Origin of the sequence: uncultured Rhodospira sp. (assembly GCF_937138205.1) — a bacterium.
Classification (GTDB): domain Bacteria; phylum Pseudomonadota; class Alphaproteobacteria; order Rhodospirillales; family Rhodospirillaceae; genus Rhodospira.
The window spans coordinates 31,125-47,420 of record NZ_CAKZOT010000091.1 but is presented as its reverse complement, the minus strand read 5'-3'; the positions used below and the strand labels follow the sequence as shown (position 1 = coordinate 47,420).

Here is a 16,296-nt window from a genome sequence, read left to right as displayed (position 1 = left end):
TTTGCCGGAGGCAGTAGAGCGTAGGGCGGGTTCGCGCCGAAGGCGCATCCCGCCGCATCGCTATGAGGAGGCCGTCGCCAACGCCCAGCGCGTCATCGCCGCGTGGATCGAACAGGCCGAGGCCATGGGCCGGCCGATCCCGGACCCGAAGGGCCGGGTGATGTCCGCCTGACGCCATGTGGGGACGGGGCGTCGCCCGCCTGCCAGGCCCCGAACCGTGTCGTGCCGGGGCCGGGGCGTGCCGGCCGCGCGGGATCGAGCCGCCGTCTCTGTGCTCTTTGTGTCTCTGTGGTGAAACCCCGCACGACCGACCGGAAAGAAACACCACAGAGGCACAGAGGACACAGAGCGTTGGTCACCCGGCCGAACCGGTGGCGCATGGGGTGGCGGAAGGGTGTGGGCCGTTGTCTTGATCGGCAAGCGCTCATCGCCTAGCTTGTATCAAGGCGCGGGGGACCCGGACACCGATGAGACTGCGCTTCAATCAGGAAGTTCGGCACACCATCGCCTCCGAGCTCCGAAAGGTCTCGACCTTCGGTGGCATCGCGCTTGGTGTTCTGGGGTACTCGTCCGGGTCCCCGGTCGTCCTGGCGGGCGCGTTCCTGTGGTGGGTTGCCAGACTCTGTCCGCGATTCTCCTGGCCATGGAGGACGACTGATGACGTTTACACAAGCGGCCTTCGCCGGCATGGGACTGGTGCTGCTGTTCGGGATTGTCGTGGTGATCCTGGCGTGGCGGTCCTCTGCGCGGCGGTGAGGGGGGCCAGTCGGGGCGCGGACCTTGGCTGGGCCATACAAGGCACAGGTCCGGCGTGATTGTCCTTTCTGCCCACGCGGAAAAAGCCATCCTCAGGCGCCAACTGCGGCGGTCGTGGGTTGAGTTGACCATTCTGGACCCCGACCGCACTGAACCGGACCCAGGCGACCCGTCTCTCACCCGGTCCTTCCGGGTCATTCCGGACGTCGGTGGTCGTGTTCTCAGGGTTGTTCATCGGCCCGATGGCGATGATATCCTGGTGATCACCGCCTTCCTTGATCGGAGAGCCCAGCGATGAAGACCGCCTATGACCCCAAGGTTGACGCGCTGTACGTGACCCTCTCCGACCGCCCCACGGCGGAGTCCGAGGAGGTCTCCCCCGGTGTCGTGTTCGACTACGACGCCGACAACCGGATCGTCGGCATTGAGCTTCTGAACGCCAAGGCGCGTCTGGCCGCGGATGCGCTTAGGGCGGCGGAGTAGGGGCACTACGGAGGGCCACCATGCACGCCGCCATCATCGACAACCGCGAGGCCATTGCCGCGCTCTGCCATCGCTATGGCGTGGTGCGCCTGGAGGTGTTCGGGTCCGCCGCCGGGAGTGAGGATTTTGATCCCGCCACCAGCGATGCGGATTTCCGTGTGGCGTTGGCGTCCCGGCCGGACCTCACGGCCCTGGAGCAGTTCTTCGGCCTGAAAGAGGCGCTGGAGAGGGAACTGGGTCGGCCCGTTGACCTTGTGGAAGAGACCGCCCTGCGCAATCCGTACCTGCGCGCTGCCATTGATCGGTCAAGGGCGCTCGTCTATGCGGCGTGACGCGCGGGTTCTCCTGTGGGACATCCAGCAGGCCGCCGAGGCGATCAGCCGATTCATGGATGGCGTGAACGCAGAGACCTACGCGCGGGATGACCTGATTCAGGCGGCCGTTGATCGGCTGCTGGAGGAGTCCGGACCGCCCGACGCTCACCCCTGACCGGGGCGGTTCTTGCGGGGGCGGGGCGTCGCCCGCCAGCCGGGCAGGATCGAGCCGCCGCCGTGGTGTCTTTGTGTCTTGGTGGTTCACGTTCCGGCCGTCCGGATGGAAGCACCACCAAGACACAAAGGCACCCCCCGACAGGGGCGGAGGGTTCTCGGGAAAAGGCAAGACCAAGCGGCCGGCGAACGAGTCAAGCCAAATGTCGCCCCGTATTACATCGTCCTGCCCATGGTCTCCAATTCCCGCGCATCGTACCCGTACACGTCGCGCCGGAACTGCGCCGTGCCGTCTTCGTCCACCCAGGCGGTCAGGTAGACCAATGCCACCGGGACCGACTCGCGCGGGTGCACCGCCTTCGTCTTGCCGTCCGCGATCCGCCTCTTGAATGCGTCCGGGGTCCAGGTCGCGGGCTCGTTCATCAGGAACGTGGCGAAGTCCAGCGGATCGCGCACCCGCACGCACCCCGAACTGAACGTGCGTTGGGAGCGCGCGAACAGCCCCCGGCTGGGCGTGCTGTGCAGGTAGACGTTGTGTTCGTTCGGAAACATGAACTTTATGGCGCCGAGCGCGTTGCTTTGGCCCGGCGCCTGACGCAGGCGCAGGCCGCGAATATCGAGGTCCTCGGCGTGCCAGTCGATGGTCGTCGGGTCCAGTTTCTCGGCGTCCCGGCTCCAGCCGTCGAAGACCGTGAAATTGTTCTCTGTCAGGTACTCCGGGTTCTCGCGCAGCTTCGGCAGCAGGTCCTTCTCGGCGATGCTGGTGGGCACGGTCCAGGTCGGGTTCAACACCAGTCTGTTGATGGCGCTACGCAGGCGCGGCGTCGGCCGGTCCTCCATGCCGACGATGACGTCGGTGCGGAAAGCAGGGACACCGTCCTGCCGCCCCTCCAGCGCCGCACCGGCGATGTTCACCTCGACCGAGCGGCCAGCCGGGGGCGGCGGCATGTCGCGCAACCGGCGCAGGTTGAGCGCCATCTGCCGAACGCGCGCCTCGGCCGGCACGGCCAGGGCGGCGCGGGTGCGTCGGCCGACGATGCCGTCCACCAGCAAGCCGTGGCGGGCCTGGAACCGCTCGATCGCCGCCGCCAGCGCGGGGTCGAGCAGGCTCGTATCGGGCGCGACCGAGTCGGTTGCCAGGTCCCCGGACACCCGCAGCCGCTCGCGCACCGCCACCAGGTCGGCGTGGCGGTCGCCCGGTTCCACTTTCGGACCCTCGGCGGGCACGGCGGGCCAGCCCCCGGCCTCGACCAGGGCCTGGTAGCGCAGCAGTCCGCGCCGCAGGCGAGCGTACCGGTCATCCTCGCTGACCAGCCGGAACAGACGGCCCGGCCGCTCGGCCGCCGGATCGTCGGCGGCGATGGTCACCAGCGCCGTCGGCACAGCATCCGGGCTCGCCGGCGCCCACGCCGGCCGCAGGGGAATCGCGGCCATGGCATAGTCGGCCAGGGCCGCCGTCAGGGCGATGTCCAGCGCCGCGCGCGCCTCGGCGTCCAGGACAGCCCCCTCGGGCGGTGTCGGGGGCACGGCGATGCCGGCCAGCCCATCGGCCCACGCCGTCTCCAGCACCGCCCGCACCTGCCGGCCCCGGGCGTCCAGGCCCTCGGCCGTGGTCCATGCGGGCTGGAAGCCTCGTTGTTCGTAGAATGGCCGAACAACCTCTGGGTGTGGCGTCAGAAGCGCCGGTTGCTCTTCAAGCAGACGCCGCACCGCCTCGCGTGCAGGCCCATTCTCCGACGGTGACACAGCTCCCGCCGTCCGCTCACCGATGCCGGCCAGAGGGAACGACCCACCGCCCTCTCCGGGGGTCACGCAGGCGGACACGACCATGGCCGCCGCCAGGACGCCGGCCCATGGCCATCGCCGCCGGCCCGGGGTCGAGCGGTCCGCTCCGCGCCTGCCAGCCTCGTTTCTGCGCCTGCCCATCCGTTCCGTTGCCGCCATGCCGCGCCCGCCCTCTCCCCGACTCCCGCGACGGACACGCGACCGACGGTGCGTGTCCCGCAGTCTTCAGATATAGCGGCAGCCGCGTGATTTATCGAGCGGACAGAAGGGCCTCGCAGTCCGTAGGCACGGATTGCGGCGGCGATGCAACAGGGGTGGCCTGGGCGCCACCGGGCGCCTGCGTCCGCGCGGCGAGACGGCCGGCGATGCGGTCGAACCACCAGGCGAAGCCCTCCGCCTCGCAGCCCGCGCCGGGCGGCGGCGGATCCTGAGGCTCGCACGCCGGGCTGTCGGCCGGGCAATGCAGACGGATGTGCAGGTGCGCATCGTGGCCATACCAGGAGCGAACCTTGCGCAGCCAGCGGGCGTTGCCGTCCTGGTCCGGTGGGAAGTCGGCGCACAGCGTGGCCTTGATGGCCGGGTTGACGAACAGGCGGGCGACGCGCGGGTCCTGCGCGGCCGCTCGCACCAGGGCGGCGTGGGCGGGGGTCCATCGCTCCGGGTCGGCGGTCTCGGCCCCGGTCCGAACCATCGACACCTCGGTGGGATCGCGCCGCTCCGCCTCGGGAAAGGGCTGGCCGGAGGGCCACAGACGCAGCCAGATGTCCACGTCCAGGCCGGCCTCGTGGCTGGCGTGGCCGTAGCTCATGGGGCCGCCGCGCGGCTGCGACAGGTCGCCGACCAGCAGCGTGCCCCAGCCTTGCGCCGCCGCCCGCGCTCCCAGGTCGCGGACGACGGCGATCAGATCGGGATGGCCGAAATACCGCAGGCGCTGGGGCCGCAACACCGCATACCCCGGGCCGTCCAGCGGCAGCGCCACCGCCCCGGCAATGCAGCCCTCGGTGTAGCCGCCGATCACCCGCACAGGCCCCTGCGCCGGGGTGGTCTGGCGAGACCAGGGGCTTTCGGCGGCGAGGGAGGGCGAGGACGCCACCATCATCGCCAACAGAACGGCCAATCTCGTCATCGCGTGTCCTCTCCCCTCTACCGCCCCCACTCCGGCAACCGCCCTTCCTCCACCGCGTGGCAGGCGACGGCGCCGTCGGCGTCGCGCCGCAGGGCCGGGCGGTCCCGCGCGCACCGCTCGGCCGCCAGCGGACAGCGGGTATGGAACGCGCAGCCGGTTGGCGGGTCGAGCGGACTCGGCACTTCGCCGGCCATGGGCTTGCGGTCGCGGTCGGGCGCCCGCAGGTCCGGCACGGTCTCGATCAGCAGCCGCGTGTAGGGGTGGCGCGGCCGGGCGAACAGCGTGTCGGCCGGCGCCACCTCGCACAGCCGCCCCAGATACATGACCCCGATGGTGTCGGCGATGAAGCGCACCACGGCCAGATCGTGGGTGATGACCAGATAGGTCAGCCCGAGTTCGCGTTGCAGGTCCCGCAACAGGTTCAGGATTTGCGCCTGCACCGACACATCCAGCGCGCTGGTGGGCTCGTCGCACACCAGGAAGTGCGGGCTGGACGCCAGCGCCCGGGCGATGGAAATGCGCTGGCGCTGGCCGCCGGAGAACTCGTGCGGGAACCGGTCGGCGTCGCCCGCGCGCAGGCCGACGTGTTCCAGCAGCTCGGCCACGCGCCCGGCGATGGCGCGGTCGTCGTCCATCAGGCCGTGCGCTCGGATCGGCTCGGCGATGATACGGCCCACCCGCCAGCGCGGATTGAGGCTGGCGAACGGGTCCTGGAAGATCATCTGCATCCGCCGGCGGAACGGCGCTAGCGCTTGGCGCTCGGTCAGGCGGCCGAGATCGGTGCCCTCGAAGATCAGATCGCCGGTGGTGGGCCGGTACAGGGTGACCAGCACGCGCGCCACGGTGGACTTGCCGCAGCCCGATTCGCCCACCAGAGCCGTCGTGTGGCCGCGCGGGATGTCCAGATCGACGCCGTCCACGGCCTTCAGGACGCGCCGCCGCTTGCCCTCCAGCAGTCGCGACAGCAGCGGCGGCGACACGTCGAAGTGCTTCGACAGGCCGCGCAGGCGCACCAGCACCGCCTGCTCGTCCTCGGTCACCATCGGCGCGCCGGCCCCGTTCCCGTCCCTCATGACGCGGCCCTCTCGGTCGCGCGCGCGCCCTCCGGCGCCCACAGCCAGCAGGCGGCGGCCGACGGCGGATGGTCGAACAGCGGCGGGCGCTCGGCCGCACAGCGGTCGAAGGCGTGCGGACAGCGCGGGTGAAAGGCACAGCCGGGCGGCATGGCCGTCAGGGACGGCATGGAACCCTCGATCTGCGCCAGCCGGGGCGGGCGTTCGTGCGTGGTGGGGATGCAGGCCATCAGGCCCTCGGTGTAGGGATGCAGCGGCCGGTTGACCACATCGTCCACCGGCCCCACCTCGGCCAGCCGGCCGCCGTACAGCACGGCGACGCGGTCGGCGGTCTCGGCGATCACCCCCATGTCATGGGTGATGAGCATGACCGCCGTGCCGTGCTCGCGGCACAGGCGTTTCAGCAGGGCGGTGATCTGCGCCTGGATGGAGACGTCCAGCGCCGTGGTGGGCTCGTCGGCGATGATCAGGCGCGGGTTGACGCACAGGGCCAGCGCGATCACCACCCGCTGGCGCATCCCGCCGGAGAACTGGTGCGGGTAGGCGTCCAGGCGGTCGGCAGGGCTGGGAATGCCCACCTCGCCCAACACCTGGACCGCGCGGTCGCGGGCCTCGGCCTCGCTCAGGGGCAGGTGGGTGCGGATGGTCTCGGTGAGTTGGCGGCCGATGGTGTACAGCGGGTTGAGGCTGGTCAGCGGGTCCTGGAACACGGCGCCGATCTTGCGGCCGCGCACCTTGCGCAATTGCTCCTGCGACAGGCGGTCGATGCGCTGGCCCTCCAGATGGATGTCGCCGGCGGCGATGCGTCCGGGCGGCTCCAGCAGGCCGATGACGGCGGCGCCGGTCTGCGACTTGCCGGCGCCGGATTCGCCGACCACGCCCAGGATCTCGCCCGGGTGGATGTCGAACGACACCCCGTCGACGGCCGTCAGCACGCCCCGCCGGGTGGGGAAGTCGACCCGGAGGTCGCGGACAGAGAGGAGGGGATCGCTCATGCTTTGCCCCTCATCGCAGCTTCGGGTTGAGCGCGTCGCGCAGCCAGTCGCCCAGCAGGTTGACCGACAACACCAACAGCACCAGCGCCACCCCGGGGAAGATGGTGATCCACCATTCGCCCGAGAACAAAAAGTCGTTGCCGATGCGGATCAAGGTCCCCAGCGACGGCTCGGTCGGCGGCAGGCCCACGCCCAGGAAGGACAGCGTCGCCTCAGTGATCACGGCGATGGCCAGGTGAATGGTGGCGATCACCAGCACCGGCCCCATCGCGTTGGGCAGTACGTGGCGCAGGGCGATGACCACCGGGTGCACCCCCATGATGTGCGCGGCCATGACGTACTCGCGGTTCTTCTCGACCATGGTCGAGCCACGCACGGTGCGGGCGTACTGCACCCAGCCGGGCGCGCCGATGGCGAAGATGATCACCCACAGCGCCATCTCGTGATGCACCTCGCGCGGCAGAATCCCGCGCGCCACGCCGTCGATCAGCAGGGCGATGAGGATGGCCGGGAACGAGATCTGCACGTCGGCGACGCGCATCAGCAGGGCGTCAATCCAGCCGCCGGCATAGCCCGCCAGCAGGCCCAGCCCGACCCCCAGGGTCATGGCGAACACCACGGACGCGGCGCCCACGAACAACGAAATCCGCATTCCGTACAGGATGGCCGACAGCATGTCGCGGCCCTGGTCGTCGGTGCCCAACAGGAACTGCGGGTCGCCGCCCTCCATCCACACCGGCGGGGTGAAGGCGGCCATCAGGTCGACGGTGGCCAGGGCGAACGGGTCGGTGGGCGCGATCAGGGGGGCCGCCACCGACGCCACGATCAGCCCCAGCGCCACCACGGCGGCGACGATGGTCACCGGCGAGCGCAGGAAGGAATACGTCAGGTCGCTGTCCCAGGCGCGCCACAGGGCATCGCCCAGGCGGCCGGACCAGGTGGTGCTCGCCCGGGCGCTCATAGCCCCTGTCCTCCGCCGCCGCCCACTCGCAGGCGCGGATCCACGGCGAAATACAGCAGGTCGACGATCAGGTTGATCAGCACGAACAGGAACGCCACCAGCACCAGATACGCGGCCATCACCGGGATATCGACGAACTCGATGGCCTGGATGAACAACAGGCCCATGCCCGGCCACTGGAACACGGTCTCGGTGATGATGGCGAAGGCGATGACGCTGCCCAGTTGCAGGCCGGTGATGGTGATGACCGGGACCAGCGTGTTCTTCAGCGCATGGCCGAAGTTGACGGCCCGCGCCGACAGCCCGCGCGCGCGGGCGAACTTGATGTAGTCGGTACGCAGGACCTCCAGCATTTCCGCGCGCACCAGCCGCATGATCAGCGTCATCTGGAACAGGCCCAGGGTGATCGCCGGCATGATCAGGGCCGTCAGGCCATCCCAGGTCAGGAACCCGGTGCTCCACCAGCCGAACTGCACGGTCTCGCCGCGCCCGAACGACGGCAGCCAGCCCAGCCAGACCGAGAACACCAGGATCAGCAGGATCCCGATCAGGAACGTCGGCAGCGACACGCCGATCAGCGACACCGTCAGGAACACCTTCGACAGCCATGATCGCCGGTTCAGGGCCGTGTAGATGCCCATGGGCACACCCACGAACAGCGCGAACAGCCCGGCGGCGAAGGACAGTTCCAGCGTGGCCGGGGCGCGCTCGACCAGCAGGTCCTCGACCGGGCGGCCATGCCGATACGAAATGCCGAAATCCGCCTGGGCGGCGTTGACCACGAACCGGAAGAACTGCACCGGGAACGGGTCGTTCAGCCCCAGGTCCTCGCGCAACCGCTCGCGGTCCTCGATGCTGGTGTCCTGGCCGACCATGTTGTTGATCGGATCGCCCACATAGGTGAACAGGGCGAAGCCCACCAGGGCCACCGCCAGCATGACCAGCACCGACTGGATGAGACGACGCACGATGAAGGCGAGCATGGGCGATCCGACGACGGGGAGCGGAGCGGTTGTTGCGTTGTCATAACACGGCGGCGGGGGGCGCTGTCATCCGGTGACGTGCAGGCGGACCATATCGGCCGCAAAATGGCGGCCACTTTTTGAGCAGGCGCAGCCCAGCGGCGCCGGGAGCTCCGGCCCTGTTTTGGTTGAACTGGCATCGCGGAGCGACGCCAGAGGCGCGCCGGCCGCCCGACGACACGGTCAACCATTTCGTCGGGCGGTATCAGGGCCAGCGGTGCGGTGCCGGATACGGCTGCGCCGGGTAGGAGTGCCGCGGGTAGGTTTGCTGCGGGGAGGGGTGCGCCGGATACGGCTGCACGGGATAGGGCTGCGTCGGACCGGGATGCGCCTGCGGGATGGGGCCGGCGGGAGTGGCGCCATACCCCGCCGAAGCGCCGCTCGGCGCGGCGACCGGCGGCCCGTGCGCGACCCCCGGGGTCGGGTTGACCACCTGGACGCCCAGGTGGCGCAAGGCGTCGTGAATAGGCACAAAAAAGCCCAGGCCGCTGCCCAGGGCTCCGCCGTTGTCGGCGATGATCGACTGACTGATGGCCACCACATTGCCCCAGGCATCCACCAGCGGACCGCCGCTGTTGCCACGGTGAATGGGCGTGGTGGCCTGGTAGACGTCCATCCCGTCCAGGGCGCGGGGGCGGTAGGCGCTGATGATGCCCTCGCTGACCGACTGCCCCAGCACCCGTTCGGTCGGCGTGCCGATGGCGAACGTTTGTTCCGACACCTGCGCCAGGGTCGGGCGGATCGGCAGCGCCTCGAACCCCTGGCCCATGGCCTTCAGCAGGGCGACGTCCCGTTGGGGGTGACGCCGCTCCACCCGCGCCCAGACCTCGCGGCCGTCCACCAGACGCAGCCGGAACACGTCGGCGCCGTCGATGACGTGGTTGTTGGTCAGCGCCCAGCCGTCGCGGGTGATGAAGAACCCGCTGCCGTGCCCGCCCATGTCGAGCACGGTCACGGTGGCGGCGCGGATGCGCTCGACATTGACGGCGAAGGGCTCCAGGAACAGCGGCGGGCCGACGAGGTGGAAGCCCCCGCCCTGAAATCCCCCACCCTGGGCGCCCCAAACGCCCTGTCGGGTGGCGACGCCGCCGGCAGCCGGCGGGGCCGCGGACATCTGCGAGACGGCCGGGCCGCCATAGCCCGGGTCGGCGCGCCGCAGGGCGTCGCTGCTGGGCACACCGCTCACCAGCGCCCGCCGGAAGCGGTTGTCGGCGGCCAGCCGCCGCAGGGCGTCGCGGACGACCTCGGCCCGCAGGGCATCGGCGATCGGCCTGTCCGGGGGCTCGTCCACACTGCCGCGCGCCACGACGTAATCATCGAACACCACCTCGTTGGTCTTCTCGTCGCGCACCTGCACCTTGATCCTGCCACTGGCCTCGCCGGTGATGCCGGTCATGGCGCCCAGCAGGTTGACCTCGCGGCACAGGTTGAGCCGCAGCGATCCGATCCGCATCGCCAGGCGGTACTCGGCGCCGGCGCGCGCCCGGCCCCGCCGGAACAGGTCGTCCGGATCGCCGACCACGCGGAACCCCAGATCATTGCCCAATTCCGACTGAAAGACGTCGTACAGCGCGCCCGTGACGGCGTCTTCCGTGTATTGGGCATGATAGGGGTTGGGCGGTCCCTTGCACCACGCGGTGGAGCGGTAGCCGCCTTCGATGGCGTGCGGCGCCTGGGTGACCGAGGCCAGGGCGAGGGTGCCGACGGCCTCGACCTGCGCATGGGTCAGCGGCGGGACATCGGGGGCCGGGGGCACATCGTGCAGGGCGGCGCCGCCCCCGCACCCACCGAGGCTGAGCGCGATCAAAAGCGAAAGGCCGCGCCACAATCGCGTATGGCGCGAGGTGGATCGGTCCGGACCGCATCTCCGGCGGGCATTTCCCCCCATTCGTGCCCTCGAATTGCAATTTTGGCGACCTTGATTTAAAAGTATACACGCATTCAGGACAAAATCCCATAGCAAGCGTGTGCCGCCCGCCACCGCAGCCGTCAACCGCCACGCGGCGACGCTTTCTCCGCCGCGTTCATCCTGCTAAAAGGCGCACCATGAGTCCTCCAATCCCCGCACGGGCACCACGGGTCCCATGACCATCGCCATCATCGACTACGGCTCCGGCAATCTGCGCTCCGCCGCCAAGGCGTTCGAACGCGCCGCGCTGGAGGCCCATCTGGATCACACCGTCCTCGTCACCACCCGCGCCGAGGAGGTGGCCAAGGCCGACCGCGTCGTGCTGCCCGGCGTTGGCGCCTTCGCCGACTGCCGGCGCGGGCTGGCGGCGGTGGACGGCATGATCGAGGCGCTGACCGAGGCCGTGGCGACGCGCGGCCGGCCGTTCCTGGGCATCTGTGTGGGGATGCAGCTCATGGCCCGCGAGGGGCGCGAATACGGCACCACCGAGGGGCTGGGCTGGATTGATGGCGTGGTCGAGGCCATCCGGCCGTCCGACCCGGCGCTGAAGGTGCCGCACATGGGCTGGAACGAGTTGGACCTGCGCGGCGCCGATCATCCGGTGCTGGCCGGGCTGCATTCGGGCCAGCACGCCTATTTCGTCCACTCCTTCCATCTGGCGGCGGACGATCCGGGTCAGGTGCTGGCCACCGTGGACTACGGCGGTCCGGTGACCGCCATGGTCGCCCGCGACACCATGGTCGGCACCCAGTTCCACCCCGAGAAGAGCCAGGCCACCGGCCTGCGCCTGATCACCAACTTCCTGCGCTGGACGCCGTAAGCCGATGATCCTGTTTCCCGCCATCGACCTGAAGGACGGCCAGTGCGTGCGCCTGCTGAAGGGCGACATGGCCCAGGCCACCGTGTTCAATGACAGCCCGGGCGCCCAGGCCAAGCTGTTCGTGGATGCCGGCAGCCGTTGGCTGCACGTGGTGGACCTGAACGGGGCCTTTTCCGGCCACCCGGTCAACGAGGCCGCCGTGGAGTCCATCCTCGCGGCCGTCGGCGAGACGCCCGTGCAACTCGGCGGCGGTATCCGCGACCTGCAGACCGTCGAGTTCTGGCTGGAGAAGGGTGTGGCCCGGGTGATTCTCGGCACCGTGGCCCTGCGCGACCCCGACCTCGTGCGCAAGGCCTGCCATGAGTTCCCCGGCCGCATCGCCGTGGGCATCGATGCCCGCGACGGCATGGTGGCGGTGGAGGGCTGGGCCGAGACCTCCAAGGTCACGGCGCTCGACCTGGCGCTGCGGTTCGAGGACGCGGGCGTCGACGCCATCATCCACACCGACATCGACCGCGACGGCGTGATGGGCGGCCCCAACCTGGACGCCACCGCCGCGCTGGCCGAGCGGCTGACCACGCCGGTGATCCTGTCGGGCGGCATTTCCTCGCTGGACGACGTGCGCGCCGTGGCCCGCCGCCGGGCCAGCGGCATCATCGGCGTCATCAGCGGCCGGGCGCTGTACGACGGGCGGCTCGATCCGCGCGCGGCGCTGGCGGTGCTGGCCGAGGACGGGCCAGAGGACGAAGGGGCGCGGCCATGCTGAAGATGCGCATCATCCCCTGCCTGGACGTCAAGGACGGCCGCGTGGTCAAGGGGGTCAACTTCGTCGACCTGCGCGACGCCGGCGATCCGGTCGAGCAGGCCACGGTGTACGACGCCGCCGGCGCGGACGAGCTATGCTTTCTGGATATTACCGCCAGCAGCGACAACCGCGAGACGCTGTACGACGTGGTCGCCCGCACCGCCGAGCGTTGCTTCATGCCGCTGACGGTGGGCGGCGGGGTACGCACGGTCGAGGACGTGCGCCGGCTGCTGCTGGCCGGGGCCGATAAGGTGTCCATCAACACGGCGGCCGTGAAGACCCCCGAGTTCGTGCGCGAGGCGGCCGAGAAGTTCGGCACCCAGTGCATCGTCGTGGCCATCGACGCCAAGCGAGTAAGCGAGGACCGGTTCGAGATCTTCACCCACGGCGGCCGCACGCCCACCGGCATCGAGGCCGTCGGCTGGGCGAAGCGCATGGTCGAGTTGGGCGCGGGCGAAATCCTGCTCACCAGCATGGACCGTGACGGCACGCGGCAGGGCTTCGACATTCCGCTGACGCGGGCCATCGCCGACGCCGTGACGGTGCCGGTCATCGCCTCGGGCGGCGTGGGCACGCTCGACCACCTGGTCGAGGGCATCCGCGACGGCCACGCCACGGCCGTCCTGGCCGCGTCCATCTTCCACTTTGGCGAACACACCATCGGCGAGGCCAAGGCGCACATGCGCGCCGCTGGCATCGCGGTGCGGGAGGAACCCTGTGACAGCCCCCGACACCTCTTCTGAGAGCGTACCCGTCGACGCCCGCGTGCTCGACCACCTGAGCCGGGTGGTGGACAGCCGCAAGGGCGCCGACCCGGCGTCCTCCTACACCGCCAAGCTGTTCGCCAAGGGGCCGAACAAGATCGCCCAGAAGGTGGGCGAGGAGGCGACCGAAGTGGTCATCGCCGCCCTGGCCGAGGGACCGGACGCGGTGGTCACCGAAAGCGCCGACCTGCTCTATCACCTCAGCGTGCTGTGGGCACAGACGGGCGTTGCCCCGGAGCAGGTGTGGGCCGAACTGGCACGCCGTTTCGGAAACTCCGGGCTGGAGGAAAAGGCCAACCGGGGCGCCTCGTAAGACCGGCCGTCGAATGAAGTGACTTCATTCGACGGCCGGCCGGCGCGACTGCGCCGGCGCCGCGAAGCGGCGGAGCCGCGCGCCCCAAAAGGGGCGCTGCGGCGAGAAAAACAAAGACTCAACAACGCCGGCTGGGCGTCGCGAATGCCGGGCGAGTCAATTCTATCGTCGCCCGGACCGAGACCGCCCCTCACCGCTGCCGCGTCTCGGCCGCCATGCGCACCAGATCCACCTGCGACGTCGCCCCCATCTTGTCGCGGATGATCTTGATGTGCTTGCGCACCGTCTCGTATCCTCGCCCGGTGGCCTCGGCGGTCCTGCGCGCCGATCCCGTGCGGGCCAACGCCTCCAGGATTTGCGTCTCGGTGTGCGTCAGGCCGAACAGGCGTTGCAGGCGCTCGCCATCGGTCTCGAACTGTCGCGAGGGATCGGTGATGAACACGCCCACCAGCGCGATGTCGGGCGACAGGCCGGCGGTCTCGCGGGCGTCGTCGGCCAGGGACGAGATGGAGACATAGACCGGCCGGCCGCCGTCCCGGGCGTTCACGGTCATGTCGACGGGGGAAAAGGGCTGGCCCGTCATGCCGGCCACGCCGGCCTCCTGGATGACGGCGCGCAGGCGCTCCGTGCTCGGCCCGTCGGTGGCGCACAGCGGACCGTGGGCGTCGGACAACGCCCGCCCCTCGTCGAGCAACTCCCGCGCCGCCGGATTGGCGTGCACCGGCATGGCGAAGCGATCGACGATCAGCACCGCCGCCTCGACCCGGTCGAAGACCTTGGCGAACGCAGTGCGGCCGGCTCGCGCCGACGCCAGGCTGACGGCGACGTCGATGGCCCGGCGCAGGTGCGGCACGTACAGCGACAGGTGATCCAGGTCGTCCTGGGTGAAGGGACCGACCGACTCGTGCCGGGTGAATGCCAGAATCGCGATCAGGTCGGCGTCCTCCGACGGGACGCTGTACCAGAGCGTATAGTCGAGGCCCCACGGTTCGTGCAGCTTCTTGTACGTTTCGCTGGACCGCCAGACGGTGTCCTCCAGGAACTCGCGGCAGTGATGAGGCCGGAAATTCCGGCCGACGACATGGGGCGTTCTCGGGTCGGCGTGGGCGAAATCGTCGTACGTCAGAAACGCCCGCTTCTGTTCCTCGGTCACGCCATCATCGTACGACAGCAACAGGGCCGGCTCGCTCCGGCGCGCCAGATTGAACTGCGCGGCCTCGGCCTGGAACAGGAGTCGCAACGCGCGCAACACGCCCGGCCATTTCGTCGGATCGAGCGCGGCGTCGTAGAGCCGGGGTGAAAGCTCCAGGGCGCGGCGGACGCGATTTTCGGGGGGAATGGGGCATCGGCTCATCGGGTGTTCGCCACCGTCCTTGCGTCGTGTCACCGGTCACGCGTGTCGCGTCGATCCGAAACCACGACCCGAAATGCGTGCGTCCACAACGGACCGCAGGGGGTCAGAGTGCAATGACCACCAAGCGCGCAACAACACCGTATCCGCAACTGCCTCATAGAAAGCCCCACGAAAGGCCGAAACAATCCATCTGACGCAATTAAAGGAAGAGAGAGGGCGGAAGGATTGGCTCCGCCCCATGCCAATACCATCAGTCGTCTTGAGACGGCAGCCCGATTTTCCTTTTGCCCCCCAATTGGGGGGCGCGGATCCACTTTGGCGGGGCTACCATTCGAGCGCTGGGGAAAGTGGATTGCGCGGGAGGCAAGGATGCAGGGGCCGGTTGCTGGAGCGGTTGGAGACGGTTTGGACGGCCCTTTGGCGGCGACCGGTCGTTCGGACGAGGAGATGCGGCGGCGCGCCTATGCGGCCTGGCATCGGCTGCGGGAGGCTGAACAGGATGCCTACGCCCTGGGCGGCCGCGAACTCTTCATGCTGGTGAGTTGCGCCCGCGAGGTACTCGAACGGCGCTGGGGCCGGTTCGAGTGCTGACGGCGGGCCGCGCACGCCGCGCGCCCAGTTCTGTTCATGCCAGTGCGCAGCCTGCCGCATTGATTGGCGGACGAACTCAATGCACGCTCATCGGCACCATGTCGTGCTGGCGCGTGGCGGCAAAGGCCAGATCGCAGGTCGGCGCCAGGCCGATGCGCTGACCATTCGCGGCGAAGATGGCCCAGCCGGTCTCGTCATCCTGCGTCGTCACGGCCCGCACATAGGCGATGCGGTTGAGGCCGAGTTGCGCGAAGTCGCGCGGGCTCATGTCCCCCACAGCGCCCGTCAAGGGCTCGGCGGTGGGGTCGGTCTCCGGCTCAAGATCGGCCTCAAGGTCGTGAATGTCGTGGTCATCAGTCATACCGGGTCTCCTTCCCGATCAGCCACATTGATGGAGCGGCCGGTCCGTCCGTGGGCGGGAGCGCGCCCGTCCTTGTTGGTGACATCCGGGCTGGTGATCTCAATCCGGCGCACGCGCGGTTCCGGAACGGGTCGGTCCAGGTCGATGTGCAGCAGGCCGTTCTCCAAACTGGCGCCCAGGATTTCCATGCCCTCGGCCAGCACGAACGCGCGCTGGAACTGTCGCGCCGCGATGCCCCGATGCAGGAACAGGCGGTCGTCGTCCTCGGCCACCTGACGGCCGCGAATGACAAGCTGGTTTTCCTCGACCGAGACCGAAAGATCGTCCTCGGTGAAGCCGGCCACCGCCAGCGTGATGCGCAGGCGGGTCTCGCCACGCTGTTCGATGTTGTAGGGCGGGTACCCTTCCGCCTGGGATTTCTGCACACGGTCCAGCAGGCGTTCGACATGCTCGAAACCCACCAACAGCGGGCTGTTGAACCCGGACACGCGGGTCATGGTGCTCCTCCTCCCCGGTCGCGAGCGAGTGGATCGGCGAGCCCGGATCTCCGGCGCCCGCCCTGTCGGTCGGCGTCCCCCATCCTTGATGGCCCGAATACGGCACCATCGCGGGGGGCGTCGTCCATCTTTCATTATGTCAGGGCATGAAGCGGATTCGTCAAGCGCTGGCGGAACCGCCGACAGGGCGATC

20 protein-coding genes are annotated in these 16,296 nt (G+C 69.5%); 10 read left to right on the top strand and 10 right to left on the bottom strand.

From position 1 onward, the window contains the following. Window position 1: 1 nt before the first annotated feature. From Q0309_RS13360 to Q0309_RS13340, 5 genes are all read left to right on the top strand, one after another. The gene (locus Q0309_RS13360; RefSeq protein ID WP_299441915.1) at window positions 2-172 is read left to right on the top strand and encodes a hypothetical protein; all 171 of its coding nucleotides are present in this window, start codon (window positions 2-4) and stop codon (window positions 170-172) included. Window positions 173-811: 639 nt separating this feature from the next. Beyond that, the gene (locus Q0309_RS13355) at window positions 812-1,054 is read left to right on the top strand and encodes a DUF4258 domain-containing protein (RefSeq protein ID WP_299441912.1); all 243 of its coding nucleotides are present in this window, start codon (window positions 812-814) and stop codon (window positions 1,052-1,054) included. After that, window positions 1,051-1,239, top strand: a complete 189-nt coding sequence (locus Q0309_RS13350; RefSeq protein WP_299441909.1) for a DUF2283 domain-containing protein — start codon at window positions 1,051-1,053, stop codon at window positions 1,237-1,239. Before Q0309_RS13355 ends, Q0309_RS13350 begins: the two co-directional genes overlap by 4 nt. Before the next feature lie 20 nt (window positions 1,240-1,259). Then, complete coding sequence (locus tag Q0309_RS13345) at window positions 1,260-1,571, top strand: nucleotidyltransferase domain-containing protein (RefSeq protein WP_299441906.1); 312 nt, start codon at window positions 1,260-1,262, stop codon at window positions 1,569-1,571. Beyond that, the gene (locus Q0309_RS13340) at window positions 1,561-1,728 is read left to right on the top strand and encodes a hypothetical protein (protein WP_299441903.1); all 168 of its coding nucleotides are present in this window, start codon (window positions 1,561-1,563) and stop codon (window positions 1,726-1,728) included. Before Q0309_RS13345 ends, Q0309_RS13340 begins: the two co-directional genes overlap by 11 nt. Before the next feature lie 215 nt (window positions 1,729-1,943). On the opposite strand, the gene Q0309_RS13335 is transcribed toward Q0309_RS13340, so the two are convergent. The 7 genes from Q0309_RS13335 to Q0309_RS13305 form a co-directional block, all read right to left on the bottom strand. Then, on the bottom strand, window positions 1,944-3,557 hold the full coding sequence (locus Q0309_RS13335) for a L,D-transpeptidase family protein (protein WP_299441900.1): 1,614 nt from the start codon (window positions 3,555-3,557) through the stop codon (window positions 1,944-1,946). Between the two features lie 205 nt (window positions 3,558-3,762). After that, window positions 3,763-4,638, bottom strand: coding sequence for a penicillin-insensitive murein endopeptidase (gene mepA / locus Q0309_RS13330; protein ID WP_299441897.1), 876 nt, complete (start codon window positions 4,636-4,638; stop codon window positions 3,763-3,765). A 17-nt stretch (window positions 4,639-4,655) separates the two neighbouring features. After that, window positions 4,656-5,711, bottom strand: coding sequence for an oligopeptide/dipeptide ABC transporter ATP-binding protein (locus Q0309_RS13325; RefSeq protein ID WP_299441894.1), 1,056 nt, complete (start codon window positions 5,709-5,711; stop codon window positions 4,656-4,658). Next, window positions 5,708-6,706, bottom strand: a complete 999-nt coding sequence (locus tag Q0309_RS13320) for an ABC transporter ATP-binding protein (RefSeq protein WP_299441891.1) — start codon at window positions 6,704-6,706, stop codon at window positions 5,708-5,710. Before Q0309_RS13320 ends, Q0309_RS13325 begins: the two co-directional genes overlap by 4 nt. A 10-nt stretch (window positions 6,707-6,716) precedes the next feature. Next, entirely contained in the window at window positions 6,717-7,667 is a 951-nt protein-coding gene (locus tag Q0309_RS13315; RefSeq protein ID WP_299441888.1) for an ABC transporter permease, read from the bottom strand. Beyond that, complete coding sequence (locus Q0309_RS13310; protein WP_299441885.1) at window positions 7,664-8,650, bottom strand: ABC transporter permease; 987 nt, start codon at window positions 8,648-8,650, stop codon at window positions 7,664-7,666. Before Q0309_RS13310 ends, Q0309_RS13315 begins: the two co-directional genes overlap by 4 nt. A gap of 244 nt (window positions 8,651-8,894) precedes the next feature. Next, a complete protein-coding gene (locus Q0309_RS13305) occupies window positions 8,895-10,496 on the bottom strand; it encodes a trypsin-like peptidase domain-containing protein (RefSeq protein WP_299441882.1) in 1,602 nt (533 codons plus the stop codon). Between the two features lie 277 nt (window positions 10,497-10,773). Between Q0309_RS13305 and hisH the strand changes: the two genes are divergently transcribed. The 4 genes from hisH to Q0309_RS13285 are packed head-to-tail and all read left to right on the top strand — an operon-like array spanning window position 10,774 to window position 13,300. Continuing rightward, window positions 10,774-11,418, top strand: a complete 645-nt coding sequence (gene hisH, locus Q0309_RS13300) for an imidazole glycerol phosphate synthase subunit HisH (protein WP_299441879.1) — start codon at window positions 10,774-10,776, stop codon at window positions 11,416-11,418. A 4-nt stretch (window positions 11,419-11,422) separates the two neighbouring features. Next, entirely contained in the window at window positions 11,423-12,184 is a 762-nt protein-coding gene (gene hisA / locus Q0309_RS13295; protein WP_299441876.1) for a 1-(5-phosphoribosyl)-5-[(5-phosphoribosylamino)methylideneamino]imidazole-4-carboxamide isomerase, read from the top strand. Next, on the top strand, window positions 12,178-12,966 hold the full coding sequence (hisF, locus tag Q0309_RS13290) for an imidazole glycerol phosphate synthase subunit HisF (RefSeq protein ID WP_299441873.1): 789 nt from the start codon (window positions 12,178-12,180) through the stop codon (window positions 12,964-12,966). The genes hisA and hisF overlap by 7 nt, the downstream gene beginning before the upstream one ends. Continuing rightward, entirely contained in the window at window positions 12,941-13,300 is a 360-nt protein-coding gene (locus Q0309_RS13285) for a phosphoribosyl-ATP diphosphatase (protein WP_299441870.1), read from the top strand. Before hisF ends, Q0309_RS13285 begins: the two co-directional genes overlap by 26 nt. Before the next feature lie 190 nt (window positions 13,301-13,490). Here the strand turns inward: Q0309_RS13285 and Q0309_RS13280 are convergent, their stop codons facing one another. Further along, window positions 13,491-14,654 carry a helix-turn-helix transcriptional regulator gene (locus Q0309_RS13280; protein WP_299441867.1) on the bottom strand — a complete coding sequence of 388 codons (1,164 nt, stop codon included), beginning with the start codon at window positions 14,652-14,654 and terminating at the stop codon, window positions 13,491-13,493. 405 nt (window positions 14,655-15,059) lie between these two features. Between Q0309_RS13280 and Q0309_RS13275 the strand changes: the two genes are divergently transcribed. After that, window positions 15,060-15,245 carry a hypothetical protein gene (locus tag Q0309_RS13275; protein WP_299441864.1) on the top strand — a complete coding sequence of 62 codons (186 nt, stop codon included), beginning with the start codon at window positions 15,060-15,062 and terminating at the stop codon, window positions 15,243-15,245. Between the two features lie 76 nt (window positions 15,246-15,321). On the opposite strand, the gene Q0309_RS13270 is transcribed toward Q0309_RS13275, so the two are convergent. Then, the gene (locus Q0309_RS13270; RefSeq protein WP_299441861.1) at window positions 15,322-15,606 is read right to left on the bottom strand and encodes a DUF1150 family protein; all 285 of its coding nucleotides are present in this window, start codon (window positions 15,604-15,606) and stop codon (window positions 15,322-15,324) included. After that, window positions 15,603-16,103, bottom strand: coding sequence for an Hsp20 family protein (locus tag Q0309_RS13265; RefSeq protein WP_299441858.1), 501 nt, complete (start codon window positions 16,101-16,103; stop codon window positions 15,603-15,605). Before Q0309_RS13265 ends, Q0309_RS13270 begins: the two co-directional genes overlap by 4 nt. Between the last annotated feature and the right edge of the window lie 193 nt (window positions 16,104-16,296).